Source organism: Hamadaea sp. NPDC051192 (assembly GCF_040682475.1).
Taxonomy (GTDB): Bacteria; Actinomycetota; Actinomycetes; order Mycobacteriales; family Micromonosporaceae; genus Hamadaea; species Hamadaea flava.
On record NZ_JBFBAZ010000036.1, the window covers coordinates 22,407 to 36,266 of the forward strand.

11 protein-coding genes are annotated in these 13,860 nt (G+C 71.0%); 5 read left to right on the forward strand and 6 right to left on the reverse strand.

What is annotated here, in order from left to right; translation table 11 throughout:
* Positions 1-221: 221 nt before the first annotated feature.
* A complete protein-coding gene (locus tag AB0M47_RS17675) occupies positions 222-1,349 on the reverse strand; it encodes a GNAT family N-acetyltransferase (protein ID WP_363414384.1) in 1,128 nt (375 codons plus the stop codon).
* Positions 1,346-1,942 carry a GNAT family protein gene (locus tag AB0M47_RS17680; RefSeq protein ID WP_363414387.1) on the reverse strand — a complete coding sequence of 199 codons (597 nt, stop codon included), beginning with the start codon at positions 1,940-1,942 and terminating at the stop codon, positions 1,346-1,348. Before AB0M47_RS17680 ends, AB0M47_RS17675 begins: the two co-directional genes overlap by 4 nt.
* Before the next feature lie 151 nt (positions 1,943-2,093).
* Here AB0M47_RS17680 and secA point away from each other — a divergent pair, with 151 nt between their 5' ends.
* The gene (gene secA, locus AB0M47_RS17685) at positions 2,094-4,940 is read left to right on the forward strand and encodes a preprotein translocase subunit SecA (RefSeq protein ID WP_363414390.1); all 2,847 of its coding nucleotides are present in this window, start codon (positions 2,094-2,096) and stop codon (positions 4,938-4,940) included.
* 49 nt (positions 4,941-4,989) lie between these two features.
* On the opposite strand, the gene AB0M47_RS17690 is transcribed toward secA, so the two are convergent.
* Positions 4,990-5,496 carry a hypothetical protein gene (locus AB0M47_RS17690; RefSeq protein WP_363414393.1) on the reverse strand — a complete coding sequence of 169 codons (507 nt, stop codon included), beginning with the start codon at positions 5,494-5,496 and terminating at the stop codon, positions 4,990-4,992.
* Positions 5,497-5,644: 148 nt separating this feature from the next.
* Here AB0M47_RS17690 and AB0M47_RS17695 point away from each other — a divergent pair, with 148 nt between their 5' ends.
* Entirely contained in the window at positions 5,645-5,893 is a 249-nt protein-coding gene (locus tag AB0M47_RS17695) for a helix-turn-helix domain-containing protein (protein WP_253760223.1), read from the forward strand.
* A gap of 100 nt (positions 5,894-5,993) precedes the next feature.
* Positions 5,994-6,476 (forward strand): Rv3235 family protein, encoded by a 483-nt coding sequence (locus AB0M47_RS17700; protein WP_363414396.1) that lies wholly within the window; start codon positions 5,994-5,996, stop codon positions 6,474-6,476.
* A gap of 33 nt (positions 6,477-6,509) precedes the next feature.
* Here AB0M47_RS17700 and AB0M47_RS17705 read toward each other — a convergent pair whose 3' ends face one another.
* Positions 6,510-7,427, reverse strand: coding sequence for a hypothetical protein (locus AB0M47_RS17705; protein WP_363414399.1), 918 nt, complete (start codon positions 7,425-7,427; stop codon positions 6,510-6,512).
* 161 nt (positions 7,428-7,588) lie between these two features.
* Here AB0M47_RS17705 and pruA point away from each other — a divergent pair, with 161 nt between their 5' ends.
* Positions 7,589-9,217: an L-glutamate gamma-semialdehyde dehydrogenase gene (pruA, locus tag AB0M47_RS17710; protein ID WP_363414487.1), complete on the forward strand. Its 1,629-nt coding sequence runs from the start codon at positions 7,589-7,591 to the stop codon at positions 9,215-9,217.
* A 132-nt stretch (positions 9,218-9,349) separates the two neighbouring features.
* A complete protein-coding gene (locus AB0M47_RS17715) occupies positions 9,350-11,581 on the forward strand; it encodes a helicase-associated domain-containing protein (protein ID WP_363414402.1) in 2,232 nt (743 codons plus the stop codon).
* Here AB0M47_RS17715 and AB0M47_RS17720 read toward each other — a convergent pair.
* Positions 11,551-12,540, reverse strand: a complete 990-nt coding sequence (locus tag AB0M47_RS17720; RefSeq protein ID WP_363414405.1) for a BadF/BadG/BcrA/BcrD ATPase family protein — start codon at positions 12,538-12,540, stop codon at positions 11,551-11,553. The two genes, AB0M47_RS17715 and AB0M47_RS17720, sit on opposite strands and share 31 nt — an antisense overlap.
* Positions 12,537-13,859 (reverse strand): 6-phospho-beta-glucosidase, encoded by a 1,323-nt coding sequence (locus tag AB0M47_RS17725; RefSeq protein WP_363414408.1) that lies wholly within the window; start codon positions 13,857-13,859, stop codon positions 12,537-12,539. Before AB0M47_RS17725 ends, AB0M47_RS17720 begins: the two co-directional genes overlap by 4 nt.
* Between the last annotated feature and the right edge of the window lies 1 nt (position 13,860).

Genomic DNA, 13,860 nt, shown 5'->3' on the forward strand with positions numbered 1-13,860 from the left:
CGCTGGCCTGCCCGCCTCCGCCGCGCGGGCCGCGCGCCTCCGCCGCGCCGCGTGCCCGCCGTGCCGGCCGCGCGCCGGCCGCCGCGTGCGGCCGCCGCGTTGATCATGGAGTTAACTGTGGTCTCGACGGTGTGTCGTGACCGGAAACTCCATGATCAACGAAGGGGGCGGAGCCGGCGCGAGGCGCAGCGGGCGGCGCGAGGATCGCAGCGGGCGAACCGCTATGGCAGACGAACCCACTGGATGTCGTCGAGCCGGGTGCCGTCCGGGCCGGGCAGGCGGTGGCGCATGTGCGCCTCACGCTCGAACCCGGCCCGTTCGAGCACCTTCTGTGACGCGATGTTGCGCGGATCGGTGCCGGCGATGACGCGGGCCACCCCGGCCTCCTCGAACGCCCAGCGGGCGACCAGATCGGCGGCCCGGGATGCGAAACCGCGACCCCGGAACTCCCGGCGCAGGCTGTAGCCGATCATGCCCTCCTGGAGCCCCCGCATGAAGTAGTAGAAGCCGATGTCTCCGGCGAACTCCCCGGTGGCGGCGTCGAGGATGGTCATGTCGGCCCGGTCGCCGGCCAGCCACAGGGAGCCCACGTGGGCCGCCTTGGCCGTCATGTTCGCCAGGGTGACCTCGGCGTCGCCGAAGTTGGTCTCGGCCACCTCGGGCAGGGTGAACAGCGCCAGCAGGTCGGCGGCGTCCTGCGTACGCTGCGGGCGCAGGGTCACCGCCCCGTCGGTGAGCTGCCCGCCCGGCAGCGGGGGCAGTCCCGGCGGGACCGGGTCGCCGCTGTCGGACGCGAGGCGGACGAAGGCGATCAGGTCGTGCCGGGTGTCGCCGTCCCGCGAGAGCGCGGCCGATCGGCGTACGCCTTCCCGGCGGAAGCCCGCCCCCAGCGCGACCTTCTGCGACCCGACGTTCTCCCATTCGGCGCACAGTTCGATCCGGGCCAGCCCGGCCTCGAAACCAGCAGCCGCGACGGCGCCCACGGCGGCGGTGCCGACGCCTTTGCCGCGTGCCCAGGGCGCCACCCAATAGCCGGTCTCGGCCTGCGCCCGGTCGGCCTGCGCCCGGTCGGCCTGCGCCCGCTGCAGGCTCACCGCGCCGAGCAGGTCCCCGGTACGCCGATCGGTGGCGACGAACCGCACCCCACCGGCCGCCTCCAACTGGGCGTTGCTGTCCGGGCTCGCCCAGTCCTCGGCGAACGCGGCGGTCATCGGGATCGGCACGGTGGGCAGGAAACGGACGGCCTCGGGGTCGTCGAGCGCCCGCGCGACCTCCGGGGCGTCCGTCGCCCGGGGACGGCGCAGGAGGAGGTCACCGGCCTCGATGACCTCCCGGTAGACGTAGCTCACCCGAGCACCTCCACGGCGGCGTCGGCGGGCAGGTCGGCCGGGAGGAACGAGGCGATCCACTCGTCGACCCGGCGCCCGTCCTTGCTCCCGTACGCCCGCAGCGTCCCCTCGAAGGTGAAGCCGGCCTTCTCGGCGACCCGGCGGCTGGCGGCGTTGCCGACGTGCGCCTTCCATTCGACGCGCTCCAGCCCCAGGTGGAGCAGCCCGTACGCGGTCGCCGCCCGGAGCGCGGCGGTCATGTAGCCCTTGCCGCGGGCGGCCGGCCCGGTGAGGAAGCCGACGTCAGCGATCTTCGGATCGGCCAGCACCCGGAGGTCGAGCTGGGCGGCGTACGTGCCGTCGGCGTCCGCGATCACCCAGGCGGCGCCCTGTCCGCGGGCCCACCAGCCCGGGGCGTAGTCGGTGACGAAGCCGACCGCGCGGTCGCGGTCGTAGCCCGGCGACAGGGTGGTCCACCGCTGGCTCTCGGGGTCGGTGCAGGCGGTGAGAATGGCGTCCACATCGCGCATCTCGGCCGGCCGAAGCATGATCTTCTCGCCGCGGTCGGTGATCGCGCCGAGCACCGGTTGCGGCTGGTCATAGGGGCTGCTCATGGGTCGAGTCTGCCAGCTCGGGCAAGCCGATAAGTGTATGCCCAGACGCGAGGTTTATGCCGCTTTAGGGGCACCCGGCCGGGCGGGGGTGGGTGAACGGCGAAACTCCGCCTAGGATGGGTCGGCAGACCATCTAGGGGAGCGCTGACCCGTGTCGATTTTTGAGAAGATCCTCCGCGCCGGCGAGGGTCGCATGGTGCGCCGCCTTCAGGCGATCGCGACCGCCGTCAACTCGATCGAGGAGAACTACACCGACCTCACCGACGACGAGCTGCGCGAGCTGACGGTTCAGTACCGGGAGCGACTGGCCGACGGCGAAACCCTCGACGACCTGCTGCCCGAGGCGTTCGCCACGGTCCGCGAGGCCGCTCGCCGCGTCCTGCACAAGCGCCACTACGACGTGCAGATCATGGGCGGGGCCGCCCTGCACTTCGGCAACATCGCCGAGATGAAGACCGGTGAGGGCAAGACGCAGACCGCGCTGCTGCCGGCGTACCTGAACGCGCTGTCGGGCAAGGGCGTCCACATCATCACCGTCAACGACTACCTCGCCCAGCGCGACGCCGAGTGGATGGGCCGGGTGCACCGCTTCCTCGGCCTGACCGTCGGGGTGATCCTGCCGAACCGCCCGGCCGCCGAGCACCGCGCCGCGTACGAGTGCGACATCACCTACGGCACGAACAACGAGTTCGGCTTCGACTACCTACGCGACAACATGTCCTGGTCGCACGAGGAACTGGTGCAGCGCGGCCACAACTTCGCGATCGTGGACGAGGTCGACTCGATTCTGATCGACGAGGCGCGGACGCCGCTGATCATCTCCGGCCCGGCCGAGCAGTCGGCCCGGTGGTACCAGGAGTTCTCCAAGGTCGTCGCGCGCCTGGAGCGCGGTGTCGACGGCGAGGGCGACTACGAGGTCGACGAGTCCAAGCGCACGGTCGCGATCTCCGAGCGCGGCATCGGCCGGGTCGAGGACCGCCTCGGCATCGACAACCTCTACGAGTCGGTGAACACCCCGCTGGTCGGCTACCTCAACAACGCGATCAAGGCCAAGGAGCTCTACAAGCGGGACAAGGACTACATCGTCAACGACGGCGAGGTCCTGATCGTCGACGAGTTCACCGGTCGCATCCTGCACGGCCGCCGCTACAACGAGGGCATGCACCAGGCGATCGAGGCGAAGGAAAACGTCGAGATCAAGCAGGAGAACCAGACGCTCGCGACGATCACCCTCCAGAACTACTTCCGCCTCTACGAGAAGCTCTCCGGCATGACCGGTACGGCGCAGACCGAGGCGGCCGAGTTCAACAAGGTCTACAACGTCGGCGTCGTCTCGATCCCGACCCACCGCCCGATGGTCCGCAAGGACCAGCCCGACGTCATCTACAAGTCGGAGAAGGCGAAGTTCGAGGCGGTCGTCGAGGACATCGCCGAGCGGCACGACAAGGGTCAGCCGGTCCTGGTCGGCACGGTCTCCGTCGAGAACTCCGAGATCCTCTCCCAGATGCTGCGCCGGCGCGGCGTCCCGCACTCGGTCCTGAACGCGAAGTACCACGCGAAGGAAGCCGAGATCGTGGCGCAGGCCGGTCGCCGCGGCGCGGTCACGGTCGCGACGAACATGGCCGGTCGAGGCACCGACGTCCTCCTCGGCGGCAACGCCGAGTTCCTGGCCGCGGCCGAGCTGCGGCAGCGCGGCCTGACCGAGGAGGAGCACGAGGACGAGTACCTCAAGGCTCTCGAGGAGATCCTCCCGACCTGGGAGGAGGCCTGCGCCACCGAGGCCGAGGAGGTCACCGACGCCGGTGGGCTCTACGTCCTGGGCACCGAGCGGCACGAGTCCCGCCGCATCGACAACCAGCTGCGCGGCCGTTCCGGCCGGCAGGGCGACCCGGGCGAGTCCCGGTTCTACCTGTCGCTGCAGGATGAGCTGATGCGCCGGTTCCGGTCGGGCGCGGTCGAGGCGGTCATGGACCGGCTGGGCCTGCCGGACGACGTGCCGATCGAGTCCAAGATGGTCAGTCGTCAGATCAAGGGCGCGCAGACGCAGATCGAGGCGCAGAACGCCGAGATCCGCAAGAACGTCCTCAAGTACGACGAGGTCATGAACAAGCAGCGCCAGGTGGTGTACGCCGAGCGCAAGCGCGTACTCGACGGCGAGGATCTGAACGACCAGGTCCGCAACATGCTCGACGACGTGGTGTCCGGTTACGTCCAGGGCGCCACCGCCGAGGGCTACGCCGACGACTGGGACCTCGACCAGCTCTGGTCCAGCCTCAAGCAGCTGTACCCGGTCGGGATGACCGTCGACGAGCTCGTCGAGGAGTCGGGCGGCGAGAAGTCCAGCCTGGACTCCGACTTCATGCTGGAGCAGCTGAAGACCGACGTCAACGAGGCGTACGACAACCGCGAGGAGCAGCTCGGCACGGAGGCGCTGCGGGAGCTGGAGCGGCAGGTCCTGCTGGCCGTCATCGACCGGAAGTGGCGCGAGCACCTCTACGAGATGGACTACCTCCAGGAAGGCGTCGGCCTGCGGGCGTACGCCCAGCGCGATCCACTGGTCGAGTACCAGCGCGAGGGCTTCGACATGTTCGCCCAGATGATGGAGGGCATCAAGGAAGAGGCGGTCGGCTTCCTCTTCAACCTCGAAGTCCAGGTGCAGGAGGAGCAGCCGGCGCCGGTCGAGGTCGCGCAGCCCGGCCTCGCGGTGCCGAACTTCGAGTCGAACGTGGAGATCAAGGCCAAGGGCCTCGGCGGCAGCTCGCAGCCGCGGAACCTCAGCTACACCTCCCCGTCCGAGGGTGGCGGGACCAAGGTGGAGCAGGCTCCGGCCCTCGGCCTCGGCACCGCGGCGGCCCAGGGCCGCAAGCCCTCTCCGCGGGGCGGCGCGCGTACGAACGGCGCCGCGTCGGGCGAGTCGGTGGTCGCCACGTCGCGCAACGCGCCCTGCCCCTGCGGCAGCGGCAAGAAGTACAAGCGCTGCCACGGCGCGGCTTCCTGATCGAATCGGCCGACAGCCCCTCTCCAGTGCGGAGAGGGGCCGTCGTCGTTCACCGCTCCAGGACCTCGGCCAGCTCGCTGGGGGCGTACCAGAGCAGCTCGTGATCCTCCGCGCCGTCCACAATGAACTGAGCGTCCGGATCGCCGGCGGCCGCCTGGTCGACCACCTCGGCCGCCGCCGCCACGGCGGACTCCGCGTCGGCGTCGTCGACGTGGATAGCGGCCACGTCGGCGAGGCTCACCGCCGCCGCCACCTGGACCGCACTCGAACCCAGGTCGCCGTCCTGCTGCCGGACCGTCCGCCCGGCCACGTCGGCGGAGACCACCACCCGGCGCCGGGGCGCTCCCGCGTCCGCGTGTAGCAGCCGGAGCGCGTCCTGCGCCGCCCGGGTGAACGCGACGTACTCCAGCTCCTCCTCGTCGCCCTCGACGTACCACTCCCGCAGCGCGGGCGTGACCGCGTGCGCGGCCACCGCCGCCACCTCGCCGGCCGTGCGCGCCTCGGCGAGCATCGGCAGCGTCGCGGCCAGGTAGACCCGGACCTTGTCCTCGGCCACCCTTCCTCCTCCAACGTCGTTTCCCGCACTTTGTGCGGTGGTGCACGTTCTTCCTACACCCCGCCGCCGAGCGCCGGGGGGCGACTGGCTTGCATCCTTACCGTCGCATGGCAAACTGAAGCAAACGCAGGCTGGTGAGGTCTTCCGGATGGAACAACGCCGTTTCCTCGAACTCAACGACGTGGCCGAGGAGCTGAACATCTCCTTCGCCCAGGTCTACGCGCTCGTCCGGCGAGGGGATCTGCCCGCGATCAAGATCGGTGGGCGCGGTCAGTGGCGCGTGGAGCGCGCCAAGCTCGAAGACTTCATCTCCAGGATGTACGCCGAGACCGCCGATTTCATCCGCGACAATCCATTTGTCGGCGGCGATCTACCGGAGCTTGACAAAGGGCGCTAGTCTGTCTACACCACATTCTTGCAAAGGCAAACTGACGCAAACTGAGGGAACGCCGACAGCGGAACTCGGTAGGCGACTGAGGCGAAACGGAGGGTCTGCGATGACTCCCGTGCACCGGCTGCTCCCGGCACCGGCCCACGAGCCGCCCTGCGCGGACGAGATCGCACCGGCGACTGCGGCGGTGGCCGTGGCCGCCCCCGAGGAAGCGCTGCCGCTCGCCGCGCTCGTCGGCGCCTCTGGAGTCTGCCAGACCGCCGCGCGCCGTTTCCTGATGCTCTGCCTTGAGGTCTGCCAGGGCTTCCGGCCCAGCGCCCAGCTGGCGCGGATCTGCCGCCCGGCCGAGGCCGTCCAGATCACCGAGGAGATCTCCCGCCTGGCCAAGCGCGTCGGCGAGCTGCGTCCGCGAAACGCCGCGCGCGGTGCCGCCGTCAAGCCCCGCCGCCTGCGCGTCTGCGAACCGCGTCCGGGCATCGGCGAGGCGGCCGTCGTGCTGAACGCGCACGGCACCGTGATCGCGTTCGCCTTCCGCATCGAGCGGCAGGACGACGGAGCCTGGCTGGCGACCGCCGCCGTCCTGCTCTGATTCCGCTACCGTCCAGCTGTCGAGCCCGTGGCCTCAGGCCGCGGGCTTCTTGATGGTGCGGCCGTAGAGGATCAGCGACGCCAGTGCGCCGATGAAGAACACGACCAGCGCCTGGTTCGCCCGGTTCCCGTTGCCCCAGCCGAAGAGGACCTGGTCGTACTTGCTGAACGTGGTCGTCATGTCGATCAGCCAGGCGGCGCCGCCCCGGGTGAGGACCTCGCTGAGCCCGATGATCAGTCCGGGCAGCGCCCCGGCGAAGGCGTACGCCACGAAGACGATCCGGTTGTCCTTGATCGGGAGCGGGCCGCCCCGGCGTAGCAGGACGAAGGCCACGATGCCGGCGATGAGTCCCTGGATCAGTGCTTCGGTGAAGCCGATGTAGCCCGAGGCGCTGTAGCGCGAGGCGACCGTCCCGTCGTAGCCGAAGAGCTTGAGCAGCGGCTCGGAGAAGTGGCCGACGACGTAGCCGAGGACGATCACCGGCAACGTCACGATCAGCCCGGTCTGGAGCATCCGGGCCGGTCGCAGTGCACCGATGCCACCGCCGAGGAGCGCGGCGACCCCGATCGCGGAGGCGACCGCCGTCTCCAGGCCGCGTTCGAGTCCGTAGCCGAGAAGAACCGTGCCGAACGCGAGCACGCCGACGGCCAGCCCGGTCCCGAAGCCCGCGAGGACCCGCGTACGCGTCCGGGCGATCCCGATGGTCGTCGCGAAGCCGGCGGCGATCCCGGCGAACACCGCCGCTTGCACCAGGGCGGGGAGCGAGAGCGCGGCCGTGCTCAGGGCCACGTCACCGGAGCTGCCGTGCAGCGTCCCGCGGGCGACCGCGAGGGTGACCGCGAGCCAGACCAGGCCGACGGCCGCGAGCGCCGTGGGTACGCCGGTCTTGATCGCGGTGGTGTCCTGCGCGCTCTTGGCGGGGGCACGGTCGGCGATGCCGGTCTTGGTCATGGAATCTCCTTGATGAGGGGCGGCCCAAGCGTATCGACCCGGGCTGAGGGAGACGGATGGCGGTTGTCACACGGGCGTCCGGGACCCGATGTCAGGAACGAACGGGCATGCGAGGATGTATGCGAGACCTTGCCACCGCAGCCAACGTCTGGGAGCACACCATGGATGCCCTGTTCGTCACGCCGGAACCCCGGAACGAACCAGTGCGCGATTACGCGCCCGGCAGCCCCGAACGGGCCGCCCTCGAGAGCCGGCTGACCGAGCTGGCCGCCGAGCGGGTGGATCTGACGATGACCGTCGACGGGCAGCAGCGTATGGCGGGCGGAGAGGCGATCGATGTCGTCCAGCCGCACAAGCATGCGCACGTGCTGGGAGTCACCCACAATGCGACTAACGCCGACGCGGTGGCGGCGGTAACGGCGGCGAAGAAGGCCGCCCCGATGTGGCGCGAACTCTCCTTCGAAGACCGCGCCGGGATCTTCCTGAAGGCGGCGGAGCTGCTGGCCGGACCCTGGCGCAGCACGCTCAACGCCGCCACGATGCTCGGCCAGTCGAAGACGGCGTACCAGGCCGAGATCGACGCGGCCTGCGAGCTGATCGACTTCCTCCGGTTCAACGTCCACTTCGGCCACAAACTCCTCGGTGAGCAGCCGAACTCGTCGGCCGGGATCTGGAACCGCTTCGACCACCGCCCGCTCGAGGGCTTCGTCTACGCCGTGACGCCGTTCAACTTCACCGCGATCGCGGGCAACCTGCCGATGTCGCCGGCGCTGATGGGCAACACCGTGGTGTGGAAGCCGGCGCACACCCAGCAGTTCGCGGCCCACTACATCATGCGCCTGTTCGAGGCGGCCGGCCTGCCGCCCGGCGTGATCAACATGGTGACCGGCGACGGGATCGCCGTCTCCGACGTGACGCTCAGCGACCCGGACCTGGCCGGCATCCACTTCACCGGGTCCACCCGGGTGTTCCAGCACCTGTGGCGGACCGTCGGCGAGAACATCGAGAAGTACCGGTCGTACCCGCGGATCGTCGGCGAGACCGGTGGCAAGGACTTCGTCCTCGCTCACCCGAGCGCCGACGCGAAGGCACTGGCCACCGCCCTCGTCCGGGGCGCGTTCGAGTACCAGGGGCAGAAGTGCTCCGCGGCGTCGCGGGCGTACGTGCCGCGGTCGCTCTGGGACGGGGGCGTACGCGACGAGCTGGCCGCCACGACCGACGCGCTGACCTATGGCGACGTCACCGATCTGAGCAACTTCGGCGGCGCGGTGATCGACGCCCGGGCCTTCGCCAAGCACAAGAACGTGCTGGAGCTGGTGGCCAAGGACGACGCCTGCACCGTCATCGCCGGTGGCACCTGCGACGACAGCGTCGGCTACTTCGTCCGGCCGACCGTCGTGGAATGCTCCGACCCGACCCACGAGATCTTCACGACCGAGTACTTCGGCCCGATCCTGGCCGTCTACGTCTACGACGACGCCGACTTCGAGGCGACCGTACGCCAGGCCGAGAGCGCCGCGCCGTACGCGCTCACGGGTTCGATCTTCGCGACCGACCGGCGGGTCATCGAGTGGGCGTCGAAGGAGCTGCGCTTCGCCGCCGGCAACTTCTACATCAACGACAAGCCGACCGGCGCGGTCGTCGGCCAGCAGCCGTTCGGCGGCGCCCGGGCGTCGGGCACCAACGACAAGGCGGGCTCCTGGCAGAACCTCGTGCGGTGGATGTCGCCGCGGACGATCAAGGAGACGTTCGTCCCGCCGACGGATTACCGCTATCCCCACATGGGGTGACCTCTTCCGTCACCTCCTCGGGGCTACGCTGCGCGATCACGCAGGTCCGCCGGGGTGACGTCACCCCCGATGTTGTCCACAGCCCTCGCCGGGCGATTGACCGGCGAGGGCTGTGCCGTGAAAGTGGGCGACGTGACCGATGACGTTCTGCTGCACTGGCTCGCCGAGATGGACCGCGACCGGCTGGCCGGTCTGCTGCGACTGCGGCCGGGTCTGCTCGGGCTGGATCCATCCGGTGCGGTGGACTCGTTGGCGGAGTTGGCCGGCCGGCTGGCCGAGCCCGAGTCGGCGAGCGAGGCGCTCTCCGGGATGCCGACGCCGGTGTTGCAGGTCGCCGAGGCGGCCGCGGTGCTCGGACCGGGCCCCGTGCCTCGCGACGGGCTGGCGGCCCTGCTCGGGTTGGCCGACGACGATCCCAGCCTGGCGACGGCGTTGGAGCGGCTGGAGCAGATCGGCGTACTGGTGCCGTGTGGTGGGCTGCTGATAGCCCCGGCCGACCTGCGGCTGGTGTTCCGGGAGCCGCTCCGGCTCGGCCCGCCCGCCGCCGAGGTGCTGCATCCGTTGACCGCACCGCAGTTGACCGCCATCGCGCACGCGCTGGGGCTGCCGGCCGCCCGGCGTACGCGGGCCGACACGATGGCGTCGTTGCTGGACTTCTTCGCCGACCCCGACCGCGTCCGGCAGCTCGTCGCGCAGGCTCCCGAGGCGACGAAGGCGTTGCTGGAAGGCATCGCCGTCCGAGGTGTGCAGCCGCCCTACGGCGTGCTGCTGGACGCGTACGCCTCGGCGGCGCGTGAGGTGATCTGGGCGGAGGAGCGGGGACTGCTGACCAGGTTGCACGGCTGGGGCTACGCGCTGCAGATGCCGTCGGAGGTCGGATTGGCCGTGCGCGGCCCGACGTACCGGGCGCCGTTCTCCGCCGAACCGCCGGCAGTGCCCACTGTGGAGATTCCGCGTGGGCTGCCCGAGCGGGAGGCCGCCGCCGCGCTGACCGCCGCGATCGACCACGTCATCGGGGTGGTCGACGCCTGCGATCAGCACCCGGTGGCGCTGCTCAAAGCGGGCGGCGTCGGCGTACGCGAGGTCCGGCGGCTGGCCAAGCGGCTGGACGTCGCGGAGCAGGAGACCCGGTTGTGGCTGGAGATCGCGGGTGAGCTGGGCCTGATCCTCGCCATGGACGCCGCTGAGGCCGCCGTGCTCGTGACCGAGGAGTTCGACACGTTCCGCCGGCTGTCCCCGGCCGAGCAGGCCGATCGGATCGTGCACGCCTGGCTGACCGTCGGCGCGCTGCCGACCTGGCTGCCTCCAGAGGGCCGGCAGGAGCCGCCGTTGTCCTATTTCGCCGGTGGCCCGTTGCCCGCGTTGCGACTGACCGTGCTCGGGGTCGCCGGGCAGGTCCTCATCGACGTCGACGGTGAGCCCAGGGGCTTGTCGGACTTCGCGGACCTGGCGGCGGCGGTGCGGTGGTTCGCGCCCGTGCTGTCGGCCGATCTGGCCGACGGCGTACTGGAGTCGCTGTGGTCGGAGGCCCGGTCGCTCGGGCTCGTCGCGCACAACGCCCCGACGACGGTGGGGCTGGCCGTGCTGGCGACGGCCGATCCCGAGTGCCCCGTCCGAACCGCAGCCGAACAGCTGCTCAGCCCGGCCAGCGCGGCCGGGATCTTCCAAGCCGACCTGACCGTGGTCGTCCCGGGCAGCCCGTCGGCGGAACTGGCCGATCTGTTGGACGCGACCGCCGATCGGGAGGGCCGGGGCGCGGCCTCGGTGTGGCGGTTCAGCGCCGCTTCGGTCCGCCGGGCGCTGGACGACGGGATGAGCCCGGAGGAACTGGAGAAGGCGTTGACGGAGGTGTCACAGTCCGGCGAACTGCCGCAACCGTTGCGCTACCTGATCGGCGACCTCGCGCGGCAGCATGGTGCCGTTCGCGTACGCGCGGCCGGCTGTGTCATCCGGTCGGCCGACGACGCCTTGCTGGCCGAGGTGGCGGCGACGAGCCGGCTGCGGGACCTGGGATTGTGGCAGCCCGCCGCGGGGGTGCTGATCTCCTCGGCGGCGGCCGATGAAACCCTGCGGCGATTGCGTGAGGCCGGGTTCGCCCCGGTGGAGGAGGGGGACCACGGGGAGGTGAAGGTGAGCCACCGGCCGGTCCGCCGTGTCACCGCGCCCGAGCGGATGGCCGCCGCCGCGCTGGAGCTGCCGGAGGTGGCGAACTGGAGTCTGGTCGACCCGGAGGAGCTGGCGGACCGGTTGCTGACCCAACCGTCCGCCGGCTCCGCCGAGGGGCACCGGCACCAGGCACGCCGCCCCGAGGTGGACGATCTGGAAGAGATCGCCTACCTGGAGCGGCTGTTCAAAATGGAGTGACGGGCCGCCGCCTTGGCCGCCGGGGACGCTCCGAGCGCGTCCAGTCCCAGCAGGACGGCGCCCGTCACCGGGGCCGTGTCCAGCACTGTCGGCCGGGCGCGCGGCACCTCCTCGGCCAGTCCGGCCACGACGGCCTCGTGCAGCATCGGGTGCCGTGCGCGCAGGACGCCGCCGCCGAGGACGACGTCCACCGGCCGGTTGCGCAGCCCGAGCCGGCCCGCCGCGACCGACGCCAGGGCCACGATCTCCTCGGCTTGACGCTGCACGACGCAGGCCGCGACGCCGTCGCCGCCGGCCGCCACCTCGAACAGGACCGGGGTAAGTTCGGTCAGCCGGTCGGCGGGGATGTCCCCGAAGTGCAGGGCGATTCCGACGTCCTCGACCGTCGGAAGGCCGAAGTGCGCGGCGATGGCCGCCACCAACTCCGTCCCCGGGCCGCGCCCGTCCTCGCCGCGTACGGCGTGCCATAGGGCCAGCTGCGCCAGGTGGTGGCCGCCGCCCCAGTCGCCGGAGACCGGGCCGAGCGCCGGGAAGCGGGCGTACGCCCCGGCTTTGGTGCGGCCCAGGCAGTTGATGCCGGCCCCGCAGACCACGGCGATGGCATCGGGATGATCCGTGCCCGCCCGCAGCAGCGCGAACAGGTCGTTGTCGACGCGGTGCTCGGCCGCCCAGCCTGCCTCGCCGACCGCCGCCATCAAGGTGGCGACCTCCACCGGCAGGTCGGCCCCGGCGAGGTAGACCTCGGCGCGGTCGAGCGGAACGTCCGGGGCCAGTCCGGCCTCCTTGCGTACGCGCTGGATCAGGTCGCCCAGCAGCGCGATCGTCCCCGGTACGCCGATGTTGTGCGGGGACGAGGTCGGGCCGCGTACCGCCGCCAGCACGACGCCGTCGCCGTCGGCGAGGATCACGTCGGTCTTGGAGTTGCCGCCGTCGACCGCGACCAGGAGCGGGGCGCTCACGCGTCGGCCCAGTTCAGGTACGCGTGGTTGGCCGCGAGCAGCCGGTCGGTGAGTTTCTCGGCGAGGTCGTGCTGCCCGACGAGCGGATGGGCGAGCAGCGCGTGGTAGACACGGTCGCGTCCACCTTGGACGGCCGCCGCGACGGCCAGCTCCTCGTACGCGCTGACGTGCGAGATGAGACCGCGCTGGGACGGTTCGAGCCACCCCCGTGGTTCGGGCGCGGGGCCGTCCGGTGTCACCGGCGCGGTCACCTCGACGACGGCCTCGTCCGGCAGGAACGGCAGGGTGCCCCGGTTTCGGACGTTGACCGAATGGAACCCCCGTACGCCGTGCAGCGACTGCAACAGCCCCAGGGCCGCCTCGGAGTAGAACGCCCCGCCCCGTTTGGCGAGCAGCTCCGGTTTCGTCACGAGCGTTGGATCGGCGTACATGGCGAGCAGGTCGCGTTCGATCTCGGCAACTGCCTGACCCCGGGTCTGCGTACCGCGCGCCGCCGCGACTTCTTCGTCGTGGTGGTAGAAGTACCGCAGGTAGTACGAGGGGATCGCGCGCTGGGCGGCGACGAGATCGGCCGGGAAGCCGATGTCCTCGGCCAGCCGATCGATCTTCTTGTCGCTCTCGGGGTGACCTTGGTCCGTCCTCCCGGCGTGCTTCGCTCGCCGGATCGAGCGATCCAAGTCCACGAGCACCTCGGGCAGCACATCGACGCCGTCGACGTGTGCGGAACGCACCCAGGTCAAATGGTTCAGCCCGAAGTGGTCCAGGCGTACCGTCTCGGGGTCGACGGCGTGGTGGGCGGCGATCCGGCGCTGGACGCCGATGGCGACGTTGCACAGGCCCACCGCGCGGTGGCCGGCGTCCAGCAGCGCCCGGGTCATGATGCCCACCGGGTTGGTGAAGTTGACGATCCAGGCGCCCGGCCGGGCCAACCGCCGGGCCTGCTCCGCGATGTCGAGTACCACCGGCACCGTACGCAACGCCTTCGCCAGCCCGCCCGCGCCGGTGGTCTCCTGCCCCACGCAGCCGCACTCCAGCGGGAAGGTCTCGTCGCTGGTCCGGGCGGCGTGCCCGCCGACGCGGAGCTGGATGAGCACCGCGTCGGCGTCGCTGAGCCCGGCGACGGGATCGCTCGTCCAGGTCACCCGGCCCGGGTGACCGAGATGGGCGAAGATGCGCGCCGCGAAGGAGCCCACCACGCCGAGCCGGTCCGCGGCTGGATCGATCAGCGCCAGTTCGGTGACGGGCAGCCCGATCCGGGCCACCCCGTCCACCAGCTCCGGGGTATAGGTCGACCCTCCGCCGACCACTGCGATCTTCATG